Annotated in this window: 21 protein-coding genes and 1 pseudogene; 18 read left to right on the top strand and 4 right to left on the bottom strand. The window is 58.3% G+C overall.

The genetic code is table 11. From position 1 onward, the window contains the following. The first annotated feature begins 167 nt into the window (after nt 1–167). The 3 genes from DU505_RS17220 (at nt 168) to DU505_RS17210 (ending at nt 3,759) form a co-directional block, all read left to right on the top strand. Nucleotides 168–2,078: a propionyl-CoA synthetase gene (locus DU505_RS17220; RefSeq protein WP_114480219.1), complete on the top strand. Its 1,911-nt coding sequence runs from the start codon at nt 168–170 to the stop codon at nt 2,076–2,078. 202 nt (nt 2,079–2,280) lie between these two features. Beyond that, complete coding sequence (locus DU505_RS17215) at nt 2,281–2,952, top strand: 7-cyano-7-deazaguanine/7-aminomethyl-7-deazaguanine transporter (protein WP_114480218.1); 672 nt, start codon at nt 2,281–2,283, stop codon at nt 2,950–2,952. Between the two features lie 24 nt (nt 2,953–2,976). Continuing rightward, nucleotides 2,977–3,759, top strand: a complete 783-nt coding sequence (locus DU505_RS17210) for an alpha/beta fold hydrolase (RefSeq protein WP_114480217.1) — start codon at nt 2,977–2,979, stop codon at nt 3,757–3,759. 20 nt (nt 3,760–3,779) lie between these two features. Here the strand turns inward: DU505_RS17210 and DU505_RS17205 are convergent, their stop codons facing one another. Then, the gene (locus DU505_RS17205) at nt 3,780–4,958 is read right to left on the bottom strand and encodes an ABC transporter substrate-binding protein (protein ID WP_181872861.1); all 1,179 of its coding nucleotides are present in this window, start codon (nt 4,956–4,958) and stop codon (nt 3,780–3,782) included. 242 nt (nt 4,959–5,200) lie between these two features. Here DU505_RS17205 and DU505_RS17200 point away from each other — a divergent pair, with 242 nt between their 5' ends. Further along, on the top strand, nt 5,201–6,907 hold the full coding sequence (locus DU505_RS17200) for a potassium/proton antiporter (protein WP_114480215.1): 1,707 nt from the start codon (nt 5,201–5,203) through the stop codon (nt 6,905–6,907). Between the two features lie 42 nt (nt 6,908–6,949). Here DU505_RS17200 and DU505_RS17195 read toward each other — a convergent pair whose 3' ends face one another. Beyond that, nucleotides 6,950–7,495, bottom strand: a complete 546-nt coding sequence (locus DU505_RS17195; RefSeq protein WP_114480214.1) for a YaeQ family protein — start codon at nt 7,493–7,495, stop codon at nt 6,950–6,952. A 285-nt stretch (nt 7,496–7,780) separates the two neighbouring features. Here DU505_RS17195 and DU505_RS23185 point away from each other — a divergent pair, with 285 nt between their 5' ends. Next, complete coding sequence (locus tag DU505_RS23185; protein WP_479688578.1) at nt 7,781–7,912, top strand: small membrane protein YohP; 132 nt, start codon at nt 7,781–7,783, stop codon at nt 7,910–7,912. Nucleotides 7,913–7,952: 40 nt separating this feature from the next. On the opposite strand, the gene DU505_RS17190 is transcribed toward DU505_RS23185, so the two are convergent. After that, nucleotides 7,953–8,402: a GNAT family N-acetyltransferase gene (locus DU505_RS17190; RefSeq protein ID WP_114480213.1), complete on the bottom strand. Its 450-nt coding sequence runs from the start codon at nt 8,400–8,402 to the stop codon at nt 7,953–7,955. 412 nt (nt 8,403–8,814) lie between these two features. Between DU505_RS17190 and DU505_RS17185 the strand changes: the two genes are divergently transcribed. The 12 genes and pseudogenes from DU505_RS17185 (at nt 8,815) to DU505_RS23145 (ending at nt 16,373) form a co-directional block, all read left to right on the top strand. Then, the gene (locus DU505_RS17185) at nt 8,815–10,044 is read left to right on the top strand and encodes a tyrosine-type recombinase/integrase (RefSeq protein ID WP_114480212.1); all 1,230 of its coding nucleotides are present in this window, start codon (nt 8,815–8,817) and stop codon (nt 10,042–10,044) included. Between the two features lie 193 nt (nt 10,045–10,237). Further along, a complete protein-coding gene (locus DU505_RS17180) occupies nt 10,238–10,870 on the top strand; it encodes a hypothetical protein (protein ID WP_114480211.1) in 633 nt (210 codons plus the stop codon). A 116-nt stretch (nt 10,871–10,986) separates the two neighbouring features. Continuing rightward, the gene (locus DU505_RS17175; RefSeq protein ID WP_114480210.1) at nt 10,987–11,169 is read left to right on the top strand and encodes a helix-turn-helix transcriptional regulator; all 183 of its coding nucleotides are present in this window, start codon (nt 10,987–10,989) and stop codon (nt 11,167–11,169) included. Nucleotides 11,170–11,500: 331 nt separating this feature from the next. Next, a complete protein-coding gene (locus DU505_RS17165) occupies nt 11,501–13,204 on the top strand; it encodes an AAA family ATPase (RefSeq protein WP_114480208.1) in 1,704 nt (567 codons plus the stop codon). A gap of 230 nt (nt 13,205–13,434) precedes the next feature. Beyond that, a complete protein-coding gene (locus DU505_RS22630) occupies nt 13,435–13,608 on the top strand; it encodes a hypothetical protein (protein WP_181872860.1) in 174 nt (57 codons plus the stop codon). Between the two features lie 69 nt (nt 13,609–13,677). Further along, nucleotides 13,678–13,893, top strand: a complete 216-nt coding sequence (locus tag DU505_RS17160) for a hypothetical protein (RefSeq protein WP_114480207.1) — start codon at nt 13,678–13,680, stop codon at nt 13,891–13,893. Then, a complete protein-coding gene (locus DU505_RS17155) occupies nt 13,890–14,342 on the top strand; it encodes a hypothetical protein (protein WP_114480206.1) in 453 nt (150 codons plus the stop codon). Before DU505_RS17160 ends, DU505_RS17155 begins: the two co-directional genes overlap by 4 nt. Then, nucleotides 14,342–14,632, top strand: coding sequence for a hypothetical protein (locus tag DU505_RS17150; protein WP_114480205.1), 291 nt, complete (start codon nt 14,342–14,344; stop codon nt 14,630–14,632). The genes DU505_RS17155 and DU505_RS17150 overlap by 1 nt, the downstream gene beginning before the upstream one ends. Beyond that, nucleotides 14,629–14,790, top strand: coding sequence for a hypothetical protein (locus tag DU505_RS22625; RefSeq protein WP_181872859.1), 162 nt, complete (start codon nt 14,629–14,631; stop codon nt 14,788–14,790). The genes DU505_RS17150 and DU505_RS22625 overlap by 4 nt, the downstream gene beginning before the upstream one ends. Before the next feature lie 154 nt (nt 14,791–14,944). Continuing rightward, nucleotides 14,945–15,148 (top strand): annotated as a pseudogene (locus DU505_RS17145) (hypothetical protein); the annotation flags it as partial. Between the two features lie 75 nt (nt 15,149–15,223). Beyond that, nucleotides 15,224–16,018, top strand: a complete 795-nt coding sequence (locus DU505_RS17140; protein ID WP_147273094.1) for a hypothetical protein — start codon at nt 15,224–15,226, stop codon at nt 16,016–16,018. 43 nt (nt 16,019–16,061) lie between these two features. Further along, nucleotides 16,062–16,373 (top strand): HEPN domain-containing protein, encoded by a 312-nt coding sequence (locus DU505_RS23145; protein WP_422667058.1) that lies wholly within the window; start codon nt 16,062–16,064, stop codon nt 16,371–16,373. Nucleotides 16,374–16,496: 123 nt separating this feature from the next. Here the strand turns inward: DU505_RS23145 and DU505_RS17130 are convergent, their stop codons facing one another. Continuing rightward, nucleotides 16,497–17,354: an RDD family protein gene (locus DU505_RS17130; RefSeq protein ID WP_181872858.1), complete on the bottom strand. Its 858-nt coding sequence runs from the start codon at nt 17,352–17,354 to the stop codon at nt 16,497–16,499. Between the two features lie 454 nt (nt 17,355–17,808). Between DU505_RS17130 and DU505_RS17125 the strand changes: the two genes are divergently transcribed. After that, nucleotides 17,809–18,069 (top strand): hypothetical protein, encoded by a 261-nt coding sequence (locus DU505_RS17125; protein ID WP_114480200.1) that lies wholly within the window; start codon nt 17,809–17,811, stop codon nt 18,067–18,069. The last annotated feature ends 23 nt before the right edge of the window (nt 18,070–18,092 follow it).

The raw sequence follows: 18,092 nt of genomic DNA, 5'->3' as shown, positions 1-18,092 counted from the left end.
AATCAACGAAGCTTGATCCCCGTTTGGTCAATACATGATTATTGTCAACAATAAGTCCGATTTTCTCACTTGCATGGGCTGGATTAGCCGATGGTATGAAGGAAATTCCCGGGAAACTCTCTAGAGTGTCAACAATCCCAGGCAACCTCGTGTCGGACAGGACGCTCATGACAAGCTATAAAACCGAATTCAGCCGCTCAATCGAGCAACCGGAATCCTTCTGGGCCGAGCAGGCTCGGCGCATTCCCTGGTTTACGCCGCCCACGACCATACTTTCCTACGATGAGCAGCAGCATGCGCGCTGGTTCGTCGATGGTGAATTGAACATCTGTCATGCGGCTCTGGATCATCACGTCGACCATGGGCGGGGCGAGCAGCCGGCTATCCTGTGGGACTCTCCCGTTACCCAGAGCAAGCGAACCCTGACCTACCGTGAGATGCGGGATCAAGTTGCGTTATTTGCCGGGGCGCTGAAGAACCTGGGGGTGGAGAAGGGCGACCGGGTGGTCATCTATATGCCCATGGTGCCAGAGGCCCTCATGGCAATGTATGCCTGCGCTCGTCTGGGCGCGGTGCACTCCGTCGTGTTCGGCGGCTTCGCGCCTCATGAACTGGCGGTGCGTATCGACGATGCCCGGCCCAAGGTCGTCGTGGCGGCCTCCTGCGGGATCGAGGTGGGGCGAGTCATTTCCTACAAGCCGATCATCGATGCCGCCATCGAACAGAGCGAACACAAGCCGGACGCCTGCGTGATATTTCAGCGTGACCAGCAGCTTGCCGAGCTTGGCGAAGGCGACCACGACTGGGCGGAGCTGGTGGCGAAAGCAGAGCCTGCGGCGTGTGTCCCGGTAAAGGGCAGCGACCCGCTTTACGTGCTGTATACCTCAGGCACCACGGGAAAGCCCAAGGGTGTGGTGCGCGACACCGGCGGCTATGCCGTCGCACTCCACTACTCCATGGAGGCAATATATGACGTGGCTCCCGGGGAGGTGTTCTTCTCTGCCTCGGACGTGGGCTGGGTGGTGGGGCACTCCTACATCGTCTACGCCCCCCTGTTGCGCGGCTGTACCACCGTGGTCTACGAAGGCAAGCCGGTCAACACCCCGGATGCGGGGGCCTTCTGGCGCTTGATCAGCGAGTATGGCGTGAAGAGCTTCTTTACCGCCCCCACGGCCTTTCGCGCCATCAAGAAGGAGGACCCGGACGGCAAGCTGTTGGCGCAGTACGATATTTCTTGCCTCAAGGCGCTGTTCCTGGCCGGCGAGCGACTGGACCCACCCACCTTCCACTGGCTGGATGACCTCCTGGAAGTCCCCGTTATCGACCATTGGTGGCAGACGGAGACTGGCTGGCCTATCGCTGCCAACCTGCACGGTCTTGATCCGATGCCGACCAAGGCCGGGAGCGCCACGGTTCCAGTTCCCGGATTTGACGTACAGGTTCTCGACCGTGAGGGGGAACAGGCCAAGCCGATGGAGCAGGGGAGCGTCGTGATCAAGCAGCCCATGCCCCCGGGCTGCCTGGTTGGTGTCTGGGGCGACCCACAGCGTTTTCACAGTGCCTATATGGCAGCCTTCCCCGGTTACTATCTGACCGGTGACGGTGGCTATTTCGATGAGGATGGCTACTTGTTCATCATGGGGCGCACCGATGACGTCATCAATATCGCCGGGCATCGCCTCTCCACCGGTGAGATGGAAGAGGTCGTGGGTGCCCACAAGGCCGTCGCCGAATGCGCCGTTATCGGTATTCATGATGCGCTCAAGGGGCAGGTGCCGGTGGGTCTGGTGATTCCCAAGGATGGATTCGAAGGCGATGAGTTAGCGCTGGAAAACGAGCTGATTGCACTGGTGCGCGAGAAGATCGGGCCCATTGCCTGTTTCAAGCAGGTATTGGTCGTCAATCGGCTGCCAAAGACACGCTCAGGCAAGATATTGCGCAAGCTGTTGCGCAATATCGCCGATGGCAAGGAGTATGGCGTCCCCTCCACCATCGACGATCCGGCCAGCCTGCAAGACGTCCACGATGCGATGAAGGACCGCTCGGTGGGCGCGGCACATGAGGCGCGGCAAATCTGAGCCGCCAGTCTGACCAGCTCGTCTGAACTGGCCGCCTGCGCAGCGATAGCGCCACCCAACCGGTGGCGCTATCGCGTTTGGAGCAGCAAATTGGCCACTACCCGCCATCACACGTATAATCCGCGCCTTTCCGAGGGTTCCCTCACCCCTCGCTCTGCAATGACACGACTCCGTCCGGCGAGTCGTCAAAAAGGACCGGCCGATGTTTGTGTTGACGGATGCCCAGTACCGCCGCTGCCTCATGCTGCTGGTGACGTTTCATATCCTGGTGATCGCTGCCAGCAACTACCTGGTTCAGTTGCCCTTCACGCTATTCGGGTTTCATACGACCTGGGGCGCCTTCAGCTTTCCCTTCATCTTCCTGGCCACCGACTTGACTGTGCGGCTATGCGGCAAGGAGGCGGCGCGCGCTATTGTCCTGCGCGTCATGCTGCCGGCACTGCTGATTTCCTATGTGGTATCGGTGGTCTTTCCCCGGGGTGGCTTTGCCGGGGTGGAGGCCTTGGGCGAGTGGAACCTCTTCGTGGCGCGTATCGCCCTGGCGAGCTTCATGGCCTATGTGCTGGGCCAACTGCTCGACGTCCAGGTCTTCGACCGGCTTCGCGGGTTGAAATCATGGTGGGTGGCGCCTGCGGTATCGACCGTCTTCGGCAACCTGGCCGATACTGCAGCCTTCTTCGCCACGGCCTTTTACCGCAGCCCCGATCCCTTCATGGCAGCCAACTGGGTCGAGATTGCCACTGTCGACTATGTGATCAAGCTTGGCATCAGCCTACTGTTCTTCCTTCCGCTTTACGGCGTGCTGCTCGCCTGGCTGAGTCGCCGGCTGGTCTCTCTGACAGGCCAGCAGGACCTGGCGCCGCAGCGCTCCTGATTCGAAACCGATACCGGAGGCCCCATGACTGTCGAACTCAATTACCACGATGCCGGTGGTGACGGTACGCCGCTGCTCGTTGTGCACGGCCTGCTGGGCAGCGCCGACAATTGGCGTTCCCACGTCAAGCAGTGGCAAGAGCGCCGCAGAGTCGTGGCCGTGGATCTGCGTAACCACGGCCGCTCCCCCCATGTTGCGGGCATGAGCTATCGGGAGATGGCCCAGGATCTGCTGGCCCTGATGGACCGTCTCGGGATCGAGCGTGCCCATCTGCTGGGGCACTCCATGGGCGGCAAGGTGGTTGTCACGTTAGCGCGGCTTGCCCCCGAACGCGTCGCTTCGCTGATCGTCGCCGATATTGCGCCCCAAGCCTACGGGCATGGCCACGACGCCGTTTTTGCCGGTCTTCGCCGTTTGGCGGAGGGCAGGCCTGCCAATCGCCGTGAAGCCGATGCATTGCTGTCCGAACACGTCGAGGAGCGTGCCACGCGCCTGTTCCTGGCGACCAATCTTCAGCGTGGCGAAACAGGCGAGCTCGAACTGCGTATCGGTCTGGAGCAGATCGAGGATGGCTACGAGGAAATCATGCAGGCCCCGGCAGGACAGGGTGCCTTCGATGGGCCGACGCTGGTGTTGCGTGGGGGGAACTCCCACTACGTCACCGACGACATGTTGCCCGCGCTGCGTGAGGTGTTGCCCCAGGCGGAGATCAAGACCCTGGAGGGAGCGGGGCATTGGTTGCACGCCGAACAGCCCGAGGCCTTCCAGGCGGCGGTCAACGACTTCCTCCGCACGCTGGATTCATGACGTCATCCCGAATGCGAGACTCAGGGCGTCAGCGCGCCAAGGTCGATGGCCAGGCGCTCCAGTGGCGTGGCCGTGTCGAGCACCCCGGCGTCAAGGAGGTATTGCTCGAAACCGCGATAGCGGCCGTGGTCAAGGGCGGCTGGTTGTAGCGAGAGGCGTGGGAAGACGTGGCTCCAGGCAGCGTGTGTGGCCGGGTCATCCAGGGCGGGTTCAGAGGCCGCCAGCAATTCCCAGGCTTGTTCCGGATGGTTGACTATCCATAAGGTCGCCTCCTCGATGGCCGCCACGAGCGCGCGAATCGCTTCGCGTTTGCCGTTCAGCCTGTCGCGGTTGGCCATGAGGATCAGGCCATCATGGTGGGGGATGCCATGCTCCTCGACGCTCAGAAACCGGGAGGCAACACCCTCATCCACCAATTGCCGCGGTAACAGGAAGCGGTGGTTGATCATCACGCCATCGACAACGCTTTCTCGCATGGTGTCCCGCGCCGAGTAATGGACTTCACGTGCGTCCACCAGCTCGAGGCCCTTCTCCAGCGTGAGCACATTGGCCAGCAGGCGGGAGAGGAGGATATCGCGCCCATCGAGGTCGGTATAGCCGAGGTGAACACCCTCGAGGCTGAGTTCTCCATTCCCGTTGAACATAGGGTCACGCAGCAACAGCCCCGCCATAGGTGTGCCGATTAGCGTGGCAACACGAATCAGGGGGAGCCCCTTGCTCGCCAGCAGATGAAGCTGCGGTTGTCGACCCAGCGCCAGGTCGGTCCTGCCGGCTGCAAGCAGCTTGGTCGGCACATTGGGATCCGCCGGGCTGACCAGGGTGACATTCAGCCCTCGGCGAACGAACATCCCCTTTTCCCGTGCCACCAGCAGGGCAGCGTGCTGGGGATTGAGGTACCAGTCCAGGGTGATCTCGAGCGCAATCAAGGGGGGCGGGACGATCGGTTCGGCAGGCGTGCTGGCGACGGAGGGAATGTCGGCGCCCTGGGCTTCGATGTCAGGTGAGGGATCCGCTGGCAGCAGCAGCTCTATGAATGAGGGGCCTTCAATCTGAGGTGGTAGTCGGACGAGCGGGGTCAGCTCATCCTGGGCAAGGGTTTCAGCCCGGTAGAATGCCGGCGGAGGTGTGTTGACCTCGGTTTCTAGCGTGAGTGGAGGGGCGATCAGTGCTTCGGATGATTCCCCTTCGGATGGAGCCAAAGAAGAATCGGCGAGAAGAGCTGTTGGCGTCAGGGCAAGCAACACGACCATTGGGGCCAAAGCGCGTACTGCGGACCATCGATAGGGTCTAGCCATGGGATGGATGTGTCTCCAGCGGCGATGGCAAACAATCGGTAAGGGACCAGTTTAGCCTTGCCGAACGATGGAAGGCCAGCGGCGCCCTTCGCTGCCCAACCTTCCCTGTCATGTCATAATGACGGGCTCCGCGTCTCGAGGCATCTATGGATACCATCAATACCCTTTTCCTGTTGAGTGGTTTACTGATCGCTCTCAGCGTGCTGGCCAGCCGCCTCTCCTCCATGGTGGGGCTCCCCCTGCTGTTGATCTTTCTGGGGCTGGGGATGCTGGCAGGCGAGGAGGGGGTGCTCGGCATCCAGTTCGACGATTACTCTCTGGCCTTCCTTATCGGCCATCTGGCCTTGGCCATGATCCTGTTGGATGGTGGGCTGCGCACACGCCTCAAGACGTTCCGGGTAGGCTTCAAGCCAGCCTTGTCGCTGGCTACGCTCGGCGTATTCGTTACCAGCGCCCTGGTCGGCATCATCGCGATGTGGGTGTTCGAGCTCACTCTGGTCCAGGGCCTGCTGGTTGGAGCGATCGTGGGGTCCACCGACGCGGCCGCCGTCTTCTCCATGCTCAGCGGGCGTGGTGTCCACCTCAATGAGCGTGTCAGTGCCACCCTGGAGATCGAGTCCGGCACCAACGACCCCATGGCGATATTTCTCACCCTGTTGTTGGTCGAGGTGTTGGTGGGCGACATCAGGGGCGTGTCGTCCACTCTGCTGTTCCTCCTCACCCAGTTCGGCCTGGCACTGGTGATTGGCCTGGGTGCCGGCTGGCTGAGTGGCAAGCTCTTGCGCTGGCTGGACCTGGCGCCGGGCCTTTATGCCTTGTTGGCCCTGGCGCTGGGTTTTTTCGTGTTTGGCCTGACCAGCTTCCTCGGGGGAAGTGGCTTCCTGGCGATCTATCTGACCGGCCTGATGATAGGCAACCAGCCGGGGCGCCATCTCAATTTCATTCTTCCCGTGCATGATGGGCTAGCCTGGCTGAGCCAGATCGGGCTCTTCCTCATTCTTGGCCTGCTGGTCAGTCCCAGTGGCTTGCTGGAGTATGCGCTACCGGCGTCCCTGGTTGCCTTGGCATTGATCTTCGTGGCCCGACCGCTGGCGGTGCTGGTCACCGTCAAGCCATTCTTCAAGTTTCGCTGGCGAGAGATCGGGTTCATCTCCTGGATGGGCTTGCGGGGGGCCGTGCCTATCGTGCTGGCAATCTTTCCGGTGATCGGCGGAGTAGAGAACTCGGAACTCTACTTCAATGTCGCCTTTGCCGTGGTCTTGATGTCACTGCTCATCCAGGGGGGGACGCTCCCGTTGATGGCGCGCTGGATGCGAGTCGAGATTCCGCTGGGCGTGACGCCGAACCATCGTGGGCCGCTGGGCATCCTGCCCGAGAACGACTACGAGATGTTCGTCTACAAGGTCGATAACCAGGACCTTGATGACGTGCCGATACGGCTGTTGCGCTTTCCTTCCGGCGCTGTTATTTCGGCGCTATTTCGCCAGCACGCCATGCTGCATCCCAAGGGCAGCACCCGCCTCAAACTGGGTGATGTGATCTGCGTGATCGGACGTAGCGACGATCTGCCTTCTCTGAACCGGCTGTTCAGTGGCGATGCCAAGCTCAAGCAGGAGCGGGCATTCTTCGGCACCTTCACTTTCGACGGTAATGCCCTGATGCGTGATATCGCCGGCGTCTATGGCTTGACCCTGAGCCCCGGTGAGAACGACATGACCCTGGCCGAGTTCGTCTCCTTGAGGGTCGGCGGCCACCCGGTGGTTGGTGATGACGTGGACTGGCACGGCATCCACTGGGTGGTCAGCGAAATGGATGGCAACAGGGTGACCCGCGTCGGCCTACGGCTTTATTGACCGCGGGGCGGGGCGCTCTCCGCGCAGGGTAGGTGGAGCGTTTCACGTTGCTCGCTGGCGTTCACTGAGGGTCACTTCCACCGCCTGTTCGGGGCTGGCCAGCCAGAGCATGCCATCTTGAATGGTACAGTTCAGTGTCATGCTTTTCGCCGCCAATGATGCCAGCGATTGGACCGATGCGACGTCGACATCGATAACCGACAGATTGGTCAGGCCGGCAAGCTTGGTCGCGTACTGCTCCCACCAGAGCGAAGCACCATGGCCGCTGTACGTGTAGAGCGTGACACGACGAGCCCGACCGCAGGCCTTGCGAATGTCCCTCTCATCAGGCTGGCCCAGTTGAATCCAGTGTTCGATGGCACCTGTCAGGTCTTTCACCCAGAGGTCGGGTTCATCATCGGTGCTGAGACCCCGGCCGAAGGCCAGCGACTCGCCAGCGTGGCGAGCGAATGCCAGGATTCGAACCATCATTCGTTCGTCGGTTTCCGACGGATGGCGCGCCACGGTTAGGGCGTGGTCTGCATAGTATTGCCGATCCATGTCAGCAATCTGCAACTGGGCCTTGTGAATCGTTGCCTTCGGTGCCATTAGCCTTCCATACCTCGCTCAGGAACAGGGTTCCATGATGCCATATCCGAGCACGCGTCAACGTCGACATTACCCACATGATGGCGAAATGTGTCTGTCCGGCGCATTTTCGGCTTGCATTTCCGGTTGAGCAGCGGCTACGTTTCTTCTTGTCGACTCTGCGTTTTTCGGCGCGCTAAGTGCAAGAAAGTAAAAGAAAAACAATTAACGTAATATCAGGGTAAGTCTTTGCCGAGTAATGTAACGGTTGGACTGTTACACACGCATTGCGAGCCATATAGAGCCATGCGAAACCGCCTGGACACGAAGCGCCAATACACGGAGGTAGTCATGTTGAAATTTCTCGCCAGCACTGTGGGCATCATCTTTCTTATCGGGCTGGTCGTCGTCATCGGCCTTCTGATGCTGATTTTTTAGGGCGGGTTCCCAGTAAGGCTAGCGAGGGGGTGGGTATTCGTCACCCTCGGATCTCGGCGATCATCTCGCCGGTTTCCTCGCTCAACCCCGTCTCCTGGAAGCCGAGGCTGGCATAGAAGTGCCGGGCGATATGGTTGGTGGGTACATAGCAGATCGCGATCCTCTCGAAGGGGCCCTGTGCCCTGATTTCGTCCAGCACGCACCGCATGGCTCTGTGCCCGATGCCTCTTCCCTGATGGCGTCGGTCGACCATGAGGCGGAAGATGTTGTAGGCAGGCGGCCTGTCGTCATGGTGGAAGGATTCGTACATGAGAAAGCCGACCACTTCCCCGTCACAATGAACGGCGCGAGGATGATAGGTTGGATGGAAACTCGATTCGGCAATGGAGTACAGGTTATCAGCGACATAATCTTGCTGTGATGACGCTACCTTCAGCGCAATGACGGCCTCGAAGTTCTCTCGGGTGATGTTTTTCAATGTTACGTCCATCGCATGCTCCTCCCTTTGGAGACATCACCTGAGTCCCGGGCGAAGAGTCCGTTCCGGGATTTCGATCGCTTGTCAGGCTATACCACAGTTAGAGTACACGGCCCGGCGGCCAAGAACCGAGAGAATCGCTGCAGAGACTAGCGTTTGAGGTAGGCGGACAGGTGGGCGGGTAAACGAAAAAACCAGCTTTAAATAGCTGGTTTTAAAGGAGAAGTGGCGGAGGGACAGCCCGCCCTGGCGCAATGTATCAACGCATGTCATCCCTTATCATTGAGTAGCACAGACGCCTTTTAAAGCAACATCTTAGCTTCGCACCCCGCCTTCCTCGACACCCCTTCTTGTGTTACAGAGTGCTACGGGCTATCATCCAACAACATCATTTATGTTGGGTAGGTTGTTGGAGATGTGAAGCATGCCTAAGAAAGCCCGAGAACTCACCGCCGTTGAGGTGAAGCGTCTGACCGAGCCAGGCTTGTACGCCGTGGGCGGTGTGGCCGGCCTGCATCTTCAGGTAGTCAAGACTGGCGCTCGTTCTTGGGTACTGCGCGCCATGGTCGGCAGCAAGCGCCGAGACATTGGCTTAGGTGGCTTCCCTGATACCACGCTCGCCAGCGCCCGAGAGAAGGCCAGGGTGGCGCGCGAGAAGATTCAGCAGGGCATTGACCCGGTTGCCGATCGTCGCGCCCTGAGAAGCGCTCTGCTGGCTCAGCAGGTACGCGACATCACCTTTGAGCAATGCGCTACCGAGGTCATCAAGAAGAAGCAGGCCGAGTCTCGCAACGCCAAGCATGCCCAGCAGTGGGAAAACACGCTCAAGACCTACGCCTATCCCGTATTGGGCAAGATGGCCATTGCTGACGTGGATCTGGCCCATGTGCTGAAAGTGCTCAAGCCTGGGTGGGAAACCAAGACCGAAACCATGACCAGGGTACGCCAGCGTATCGAGGCGGTTATTGCGTGGGCAACCGTGCATGGCCATCGTTCCGGCGATAATCCGGCACGCTGGAAGGGCAACCTTGACGCAATCCTGCCGAAACCTTCCAAGGTGGCCAAGGTGAAGCACCACAAGGCGCTGCCCATCGATGACATGGGCGAGTTCATGGCGAACCTGCGCCAGCAGAAGGGCGTGGCTGCGCTGGCCCTGGAGTTCGCTATCCTGACCGCCACGCGTTCCGGCGAGGTGCGGGGCGCGACATGGGCCGAGATAGACCTAGATGCACGAATCTGGACCATCCCGAGCGACCGTATGAAGGCCGAGAAGGAGCACCGCGTACCGCTCTCCAAGGAAGCCATAGCGCTGCTGGAGCGCTTGCCGCGTGATTCGGACCATGTCTTTACAGCCCCCAAGGGCGGCAAGTTCAGCGATGCAGCTTTGGCTGCCGTGCTCAAGCGCATGGGCGTTGATGCCACCGTTCACGGCTTCCGCTCGACGTTCCGTGATTGGAGCGCTGAACGCACGAGTTACCCGCATCACGTCTGTGAGATGGCCCTGGCCCACACGATCAAGAATGCTGCCGAGGCGGCCTATCGTCGTGGCGACCTGATGGAGAAGCGGGCAAAGCTGATGCAGGATTGGGCGAAGTTCTGCGGCACGATCCAGCCGAAAGGCGAAGTCGTCCCGCTGCGTAAGGCGGAGATGTAATCCGCAGCAAGTGAAACGAATTCAATGGCCTATGAGTGTATTTCAGGCGTGCCCAACAAACGCCCCATCATAAGCCACCAGAACACACGCGGCGATGCCGCACCGTGTTGGCTGGCCTAGGGTAGCTCCCGAACGTGCGGCAACTCCAACGCACTGGCCAGCCTCTTCCATGGAGAGCGTGAGGAGTAACGCTATGGGCGCCGAAACAATCCAGTCCTCGAACCACTACGCTAAAGGACTAAGGCTGAAAAACGACGATGGCAGCCTGCGTAGAGTTGAAGAATTAGTTGATCAAATCGAGGCTGAGGCCAGCAGAATTTTGTCTGTTTATAATCGGGCCGAAGAATCAGAGAGGCATAAAATAATCGAAGCCGAGCTATGCCAAGATATCGCTAACCAATTGAAAGAAAGCGACTTTTTCCAGCAAGGCCTGTCTGAGTCTCAAGCCGATATGTGTCGCATGCTGCTGCTAGGGTATATGTATGGATCACTTAGCGCGCCGGGGTTCGTTGAAGTAAATTCCGGGTTGAAGGCTACTCTCACGGTGATTAAGCAGCAAAAAGGCCCTCTAAGGAGAAGGCATCAGCAGCAGATGGCTAGGGAGTGGATGATAAACGAGGCACAGCAAATATGGGCTAATGACCATGCTGAGAAGTTGCGAATTGGTATTGTTGTGGATGAAGTGAAAAAAAGGGTCAAACAGAAGAAAAAGGAAGATGAAGTGGCCAGGAACCACTGGCCTGAATCCTTGGAGATTATCAGAGACGCCATCCGAGAGGTGGCTCCCGAATACGCCAGAAAGCAAGGTCGGCCTCGGAAGAGATAGGAATAATAATGGTGTCGTGTGCTGAAAACCCCCTTTTCTGCACACGCGCTTATTTTTAAATATACACCGCCTCGCCATGCTCTGCCTCGTACTCCCTTGATACGAGGTAAGAGTAAATGACTTACGTTGATGTGAAATTCCTGCGCGACCGCTACCAGAACAGCGTACCGACTATCTGGCGCTGGGCACGCGAGCGCAAGAACGGCTTTCCTGCCCCCATAAAGCTCGGCCCGAATTGCACACGCTGGCGACTAGCCGACTTGGAGGCATGGGAGGCAACACGGGAGATGGCGCAATGAGCCGGCTCCCATTATTCCCCACAGATGAACACTTCATCACCCATACCCGCGCTGTCCTCGCCATGCTACTGCGTGGCGAACTTTGCGATCAATTCTCCTATCACCAGCATACTGGCTTGCCTATCGCGGACTTCCGAACCCGTGTGAGCGAGCTTTACCGCAATGGCTGGCCAATCGAGCGTGCTTTTCACCAGACTTGCGACACCAACGGCGAGCCACGCCGATGTAAATACTACTGGTTGGACCGTGAACTGATGAGGGCTTACTTCCGCCAGGAGCCGGCCTTCAAGATCCGCTGCGAAGCGTTCGGGAAGAAGTACGGGGGCGGCCAATGCAAGAGCCGATAAAAGAAAACCCCGTCCTGGCGGCTACCAGTGACGAGGCTTCATTTCAGTCTGAACACCTGAATGATAGCCCATCCAGCCGCGAAGAACATCCTTACCTTAACCGCAAGGGGCTGACCCTCTCCGAATTACAGGAAGCGGCACATTGCCCGGTTGAAGTCGTGGGCGATGTGCTACAGCGTCGGCTAGTCGATGCTGTCGGCACTGACCAGGGCTATGAGCGTATCTGGCCTGACGGCAGCAAGAAGGCTGGGCATGGCTCGAAGGTGAGCGGCACATTCACGCCTTTTGGCTTCCAGCCTGATGAGCTGCTGAACTTCCAGGGCTCGCTGATCGTCTGCGCTGGCCTTGCCGACGGTTACCGCATCCATGAAGCAACGGGGCTGCCGGTGGCCTGTTGCGTCGGAGAACCGACCCTAGCCAGCCTGACGAAGATCCTTTTTACCGTTGCGAGCCAAGCCGATGTGTTGGTGGCTGCCGACAATGACGAGGCCGGTATGCGCGCCGCAAAGGCCACAGGGCGCCGCTGGGCCGTGCCAGAGCGTGAGAAGGACTGGAGCGACGTTTACCAGCAGGAGGGCATGCACGCCGTGAGGGAGCAACTGGCGAACGTACGCGAGCCATATGACGACGATGACGGGCCCCTGCCAGAGCCAGAGACAGAGCGCCGATTTAGATTCGTGGCGGCTGGCTCCATGGTCGCGCATCTCAAGCCGATTGCCTGGCTGGTGAAAGGCTACGTCGAGCGCGACTCCCTGGCTGTGCTGTTTGGTGAGCCCGGCCACGGCAAATCATTCATCGCTATCGACATGGCGTGCAGCGTGGCCACAGGCGCCCCCTGGCATGGATGCACAGCAACCCGAGGGGCAGTGTTCTACATCGCCGGGGAAGGCCATAACGGCATCGCGCGCCGCCTCAAGGCATGGGAGCTGCAGCGTCAATTGCCACTGTCCGATGCGCCGCTGTTCGTGTCGGAGACGAGTGCCAACCTGTCGGACTATTCCAGCGCTGCAGAAGTGGCCCAGACCGTGAAGACCATGGCAGAAGAGATTGGCCAGGCGCCGGCGCTCATCGTCGTGGACACACTCGCCCGCAACTTCGGTGGCGACGAGAACAGCGCTACCGACATGGGCGCCTTCATCCGCCACCTGGACGATATGCGCCACGAATGGAAAGCCACCGTGCTTGTCGTGCATCACAGCGGCAAGGACAAGACGAAGGGCGCCAGGGGCTCCACTGCTCTGCGTGGGGCAGTCGATGCTGAGTACAGCGCCACCAAGGACGAATTCGGCGCCATCACCCTGGAGTCAGGGAAGATGAAGGATGCGGAGCCCCCCGAACCCATGTCCTTCAAGCTGGAGGGCGTCAAGCTGCCGCTGCTTAACGACGAGGGCAACCCGGTCTTTGGTGCTGCATTGACTCATATTGCCGGCTACCAGCCGCCCAAGCGTGAAACAGCCAGGATGGGCAAGAACCAGACCGCTGCACTGGAGTGCCTGCGCAAGCTCTACCAGAAGCACGCCGAGCGCCTAGAAAGCGGCGGGCAAGATCCGAGCAAGGCGCTTGTCGCTATCGAGGATTGGCAGAAAGAAACCGGGCTAAACCGGCAGCGTTTCCAAGAGGTGCGTACCAGCCTGGAGGAAAAAGGACTGGTCAATATCACTGCGCCCTATGTGGAGCTGGCCTCTTGAGGTGTCCGAAATGTCCGATTTAGAACGTCCGAAACGTCCGATTAGTCCGAAACGCCGTGTCCGAAACGTCCGAACACCCTTTAGGGTTCGGACGGACGGACAATTCGGACATGGAAACGGCTATGTGGTGACTGGATCTGCTGAACCCATCATCACGTCAGAAAAAAGTGTTGGCTGTCTTGGTGCTTTTGCCATACATTGTCATACATGCGCATACATAAGGACGAGTCATGGCCCCGCACGATCAACACATCAGCCTCCGGCTATCTGCCGACTTGCTGGAGAGGGTGGAGACGTACCGCCTGGAACTGGAGAAATTGACACGCCAGCCCGTGAGCCAAGCTGCTGCAATACGAGCGCTGATCGATGCGGGCCTGGAATTGGTAGAGAAGGGAAGGCAGTAAATGAAGAAGCCCCCGCGCCTGCTGCAACAGGCCGAGGGCATGACACCGTAGAGTAATTGGAGAACCACGATGCCGAACCATGATACCACCCTGGAAGAGAAGCTCGACAACATCGAGACTCACGCACACCGCGCATGGGCGCTCGCATCCATGTTGCAGACCTACCTGGATCAGGACATGAACCGCCTGACCAAGGAAGTATTGACGGAAACCGTTGATGAGATCTGGGAAAAGCTGGACGCCATTGGCGCCGAGCTGCACCACCGCCCGGAGGCTGCGCAATGATCGCACTCGATAAGCTTTGGGATATGGATCTAAAGACAATCGCTTATCACGAGGCGGGGCACGTTGTCTCCATTCGCTCCCTAGGTGGCCATGCCCATATCCGCATCGAAGAGAAGGAAGGCGCTGACCCGCTGAGCGAGAAGTGCTTTACCGGACGCGCTCATGCGCTCGATCTTCCTACCGGCTTGGATGATCTTCGCGTGGTGGCCGTAGCTGGAATTGCCGCTCAGATGCTGGCCGATGACCTGGAGACAGCACCCGAAGAGGTCATGGAGGCAATCGAGCTGGGAGAGATCGAGCTTTCAGACACTGACGCTGAGTATGGCGTCACTCCGGAGGCCATGGAGCGCGCTTTCGAGATACTGCAAAGCCAGTGGGAAGAGGTAGAGCGCGAGGCCCAATGGGAAATCGCTTGTTTTGAGAATCCGCACCGCCTGGAGGCCAAGTAATGAGCTATTCAATCGACACCACCAGCCACATCGACGCCGACCGCAACCGCAACTTGCTACAGGGCTCTTTCCTGTTCACTCAGCAGGTGCCGGGGCTGACCAAGGAGCAGCGTATTCAGCTGATGCACGATGCCAAGGAGCGCATCCGCCGCCGCGATGCTGAACCGGCCGCATGGTTCGTTGGCCCGACCCGTGCCAAATGGGTAGAGGCGCGCATGGATCTTGGAGAGTTCAAGGGCAAGTCTGACGAGGAGCTGGGCCGCGCCCTCACCGGGCAGGAGGCAGCATGAACACTACCAGCACCAAGCCTAACAACAGCGCAGTTCTCGCCACTCCTAGCGACGACCGGGAGAAGCTGGCTCGCATGGAAAAAGCCGACCCAAGGCTAACGCCGCTCCTGGTCGAAATCATCGCCAAATTCATGCGCAGCAAGCCGCTGCCAAAGTAACTAGCAACCAAGCGTGTAGCCCAAGCCCTGGCCAACGCCGGGGCTTTCGTTGTGCGGCTCCTGGTGACCGCATCAGAGACACCGAGGTGCTGGGCGTCGTGGTTGATAACCGGAACAGAAAGGCACAGCATCGAGCTCTCGCCCCGAGCATCTTGAGGTGCTGGGTGCCTTCCAGGCCAACGGCAGTCAGTGGCGCATCATCGCCGGCATGGCCGGGACGCGGTATCAGGGCCTCGACTACGTTGTGGTGTATGGCCATCCCCGCTATGCCCGGCTCGAGGGGGATGAGCAGGTCGAGCGCCTTGAGCAGTTGCAGCAGATCGAGGTGGGGGCAGTCGAAGCGTTGAATAGAGACTGATTGTGCATCCAGTAGTGAGATGCACTTTTAGTGTTTATACTCACGACTCATTTTCGAGAGCTGCTACCAGACGTCATGCCCAGACCCAAACCAGTAGGCCAGGCGCTTCAGGAAGCCATCAACTATTCTATCAGGCTAGAGGAAGAGCGAGCCGATCTGACTGATTTTCAGATCGCCCGACTTGCTCGGTTGGCATGTCCATCTCCAGGTAACTATCTGTTGCATCTGGTGAAAGAGATGCTGGTGGCGGAAATGGAAAGGGATTTTAAGCGATTCGACCAGGCTGCAGAGAGATTTTTGGCAAGCCGGGTGACAGACGATCTACTGATCAATATGTCGTCAACAGCTCTGTTCGCTCATAGCCCTGGCGCGGCCGTGACCATGTTGCGCCGCCTGATGAACGATTACCCAGACCGGTTGGATGGCTTCGTATGGGCGGTGGAGGTCGCATGGTTCGTCGGCGATCTTGAGCTCTGCGTCGAGTTGCGGGAGCGCGTTGAGCGACTAGGAGGTAGCATGGAAAGGGACGGTAGGGATCTCGAAGCAATCAGGGTGCTTTCGGAGGCAGGGGTATCCCTCGATAGCTACCGAGCCTACCTGGAAGGTGTGCATAGCCTGATTAGGCAGCATGTCGAAGGTCGCCGAGACGTTCGCGTAGTGCTCAACTTCGGTACCACTCAGCATGAAGATGGTTACGAAGGAGTCATCCTGGAAATAAAGTCAGATCTAGAGGAAGCCGCACTGGACCGCTTGGATGATGACTTGCTTGTCTATGCAGGCAGTAATGAAGCGATAGAAAGTGGCGTCAGCAATGCGGTAACTATCTTGGTGAGAGACCTCCCGGAGCATCGGTCAGAGAGGGTTGCCTAACGTGCCGTATCGCCTCGTTGAGCTGGCTGACAGGCTGAAAGAGATGGACATCTCGGACGCCCCATACCTAGACCAGCATCAAATGCGTAGCGTGGTGAACCGGGCGTACTACGCAGCCTACATCACGGCTCGCGATTTTTGCGAAGCTAAGGGCTTCCAAGGAAGCGGCTCCTCTCACCAGCGCGTTATAGAAGCGCTTAAAGGCAAGCCCCAATGGCGAGCTACAGCTAATCGGCTTCAGCAAATGAAGGAACTACGACACCAAGCTGACTATGATTGGCAAAATCCGATGCGATTACGAGATGCTCAGAGCGCAATGAAGACGAGCCAAAAGGTGATTGAAGCACTGCAATAACCCTGAGCCCCGCCATCGAGCGGGGCTTGTTCATTCAGGACTGCTACACGAACGGTTCTAACCTGCCTAATAGTCGAAAGAAAACACCGCCATTAACAACTATGTAAAAGACGGTAAGAACCATCAAAAATATATAGCACCGCTGTCTATAGACCTTTCGATAAGCCGAGTGAAGACATGCAGGAATAGCATACTGAGGCCGACTGCGAATACAGCGGCCCATCGCAAAATCGTCAACCGTTTACTGACCACCCGAAACGAGCCTTCATCATAGCTGGCCGGCTTGCCTTGGCTGAGTCGCTTGAATTGATAAATCTGAGTAAAAAATGCCACAAAAGGGATACTGGCTCCCAGCCCAGAAATATGAACGCCAACCAAACGTTCTGCATATTCGCGAGTATTAAGCTTATTTTCCCGCAAGTTTTCGACCTGCAGCCCCAGCACTCCTTTTCCCAAGGTAGTGCCGAAAATGGCATACGTACCGATTTCTAAAATTAGAAAAAATACAATACCAATCAGCCAACCAGCCACGATAAAGCCAAACTCTCCCGAGGCCAAGCCAGAAAAGAACTCTGCCAGTGGATGCGTCACAGCAATCTGACCGCTCCTGATTGCGATCATGGCCCAAGCGGTCAGCACCATGGTGAGGGCGAAGAACACAGTATAGAAGGCAGCTAGATCGATAAAACGCGCTATGAATCGTCGCCATGGGCCGGCTATCCTAGTCTCGCTCTCCAGATCATGAGTTGTCGTATTATCCGCTGCCGCTTCACCTACCAGAGCGCCAATTTTTTGCTCGACAAGCCCCGAGTTGAGAGCATCAGAAAACTCAGGAATATCCGATACCGCGACCCAGTCACCGTATCCCTCGCCAGAGATCATGTCATCGCTATAAAGCTCACCGGACCGTATCTGGGCCCTGATCTCATCTTCTGAGAATGGGCCCCTCCTCAATACACCATCAAGTCGCCACCACTGCATCATTGTTCCCTTAGAATTTGCTTATCTATTTTTTCATTATTTCGTGCTCAAGCGAGGTCTAGGGGCACCTACCTGCTGTTTGTTTACGAAGCGGTGAATCCTCCCCGAGGACCAGCTTGACGATTCCTAAGAGCACTTAACGCTGGAGTTTACGTTAGACCCTCGGTGAGGGCTAACCAACCAAACGCCGACCTACATTCAGCGGGGATTCTCCTTGTCCTATACCCAGGCTGAAAACAGGGCAGGCATGAGCTAGCAGCGTCCTGCCCTACTGACCTACCTACTCACCCTGAGGAAGCCTCTTAGGGCCTTGAGCACCCGCCCGCCAATACTGCCCACGCGCTGCAATAAAAGCAATGACTTGCCACCCTTGCCATGAATCAAATTCATGTTTAATGGAATCAACATGAAAAATATGCTATTTTAATAGCATGAACATGAATGAGATTCATCGATGATCGACCAAGCGCTAGTGCTGCTGGAGACGACCGACCTGCCGAGCTGGGAGAAAGATGCCCCGTTGCGCCGTGAGCTGCTCCGGCTGGACGAGGAATGCCGCGCCTACCACATCGCCGCCTACTGCCCAGATCGTGCCGCCCGCATAGCCAGGCGCGTGAACGAGCGTGCTGCTCGCATTACCGCATTCATGCAAGGGCACCGACACGGCACCCATGCTCGCCGCCAGTGGGCTGACTTCATGGAGTCAACGCTATGAGCCAAGACCGCACAGGCCGCCCC

This window comes from Billgrantia montanilacus (assembly GCF_003336675.1).
Classification (GTDB): domain Bacteria; phylum Pseudomonadota; class Gammaproteobacteria; order Pseudomonadales; family Halomonadaceae; genus Halomonas; species Halomonas montanilacus.
This window is presented reverse-complemented; position numbering and strand designations above follow the sequence as displayed.

Bases quoted from the DNA above. Each gene is read 5' to 3' on its own strand.
- DU505_RS17220 (WP_114480219.1), top strand. From the start codon at position 168: ATGACAAGCTATAAAACCGAATTCAGCCGCTCAATCGAGCAACCGGAA.
- DU505_RS17215 (WP_114480218.1), top strand. From the start codon at position 2,281: ATGTTTGTGTTGACGGATGCCCAGTACCGCCGCTGCCTCATGCTGCTG.
- DU505_RS17210 (WP_114480217.1), top strand. From the start codon at position 2,977: ATGACTGTCGAACTCAATTACCACGATGCCGGTGGTGACGGTACGCCG.
- DU505_RS17200 (WP_114480215.1), top strand. From the start codon at position 5,201: ATGGATACCATCAATACCCTTTTCCTGTTGAGTGGTTTACTGATCGCT.
- DU505_RS17195 (WP_114480214.1), bottom strand. From the start codon at position 7,495: ATGGCACCGAAGGCAACGATTCACAAGGCCCAGTTGCAGATTGCTGAC.
- DU505_RS23185 (WP_479688578.1), top strand. From the start codon at position 7,781: ATGCGAAACCGCCTGGACACGAAGCGCCAATACACGGAGGTAGTCATG.
- DU505_RS17190 (WP_114480213.1), bottom strand. From the start codon at position 8,402: ATGGACGTAACATTGAAAAACATCACCCGAGAGAACTTCGAGGCCGTC.
- DU505_RS17185 (WP_114480212.1), top strand. From the start codon at position 8,815: ATGCCTAAGAAAGCCCGAGAACTCACCGCCGTTGAGGTGAAGCGTCTG.
- DU505_RS17180 (WP_114480211.1), top strand. From the start codon at position 10,238: ATGGGCGCCGAAACAATCCAGTCCTCGAACCACTACGCTAAAGGACTA.
- DU505_RS17175 (WP_114480210.1), top strand. From the start codon at position 10,987: ATGACTTACGTTGATGTGAAATTCCTGCGCGACCGCTACCAGAACAGC.
- DU505_RS17165 (WP_114480208.1), top strand. From the start codon at position 11,501: ATGCAAGAGCCGATAAAAGAAAACCCCGTCCTGGCGGCTACCAGTGAC.
- DU505_RS22630 (WP_181872860.1), top strand. From the start codon at position 13,435: ATGGCCCCGCACGATCAACACATCAGCCTCCGGCTATCTGCCGACTTG.
- DU505_RS17160 (WP_114480207.1), top strand. From the start codon at position 13,678: ATGCCGAACCATGATACCACCCTGGAAGAGAAGCTCGACAACATCGAG.
- DU505_RS17155 (WP_114480206.1), top strand. From the start codon at position 13,890: ATGATCGCACTCGATAAGCTTTGGGATATGGATCTAAAGACAATCGCT.
- DU505_RS17150 (WP_114480205.1), top strand. From the start codon at position 14,342: ATGAGCTATTCAATCGACACCACCAGCCACATCGACGCCGACCGCAAC.
- DU505_RS22625 (WP_181872859.1), top strand. From the start codon at position 14,629: ATGAACACTACCAGCACCAAGCCTAACAACAGCGCAGTTCTCGCCACT.
- DU505_RS17140 (WP_147273094.1), top strand. From the start codon at position 15,224: ATGCCCAGACCCAAACCAGTAGGCCAGGCGCTTCAGGAAGCCATCAAC.
- DU505_RS23145 (WP_422667058.1), top strand. From the start codon at position 16,062: ATGGACATCTCGGACGCCCCATACCTAGACCAGCATCAAATGCGTAGC.
- DU505_RS17130 (WP_181872858.1), bottom strand. From the start codon at position 17,354: ATGCAGTGGTGGCGACTTGATGGTGTATTGAGGAGGGGCCCATTCTCA.
- DU505_RS17125 (WP_114480200.1), top strand. From the start codon at position 17,809: ATGATCGACCAAGCGCTAGTGCTGCTGGAGACGACCGACCTGCCGAGC.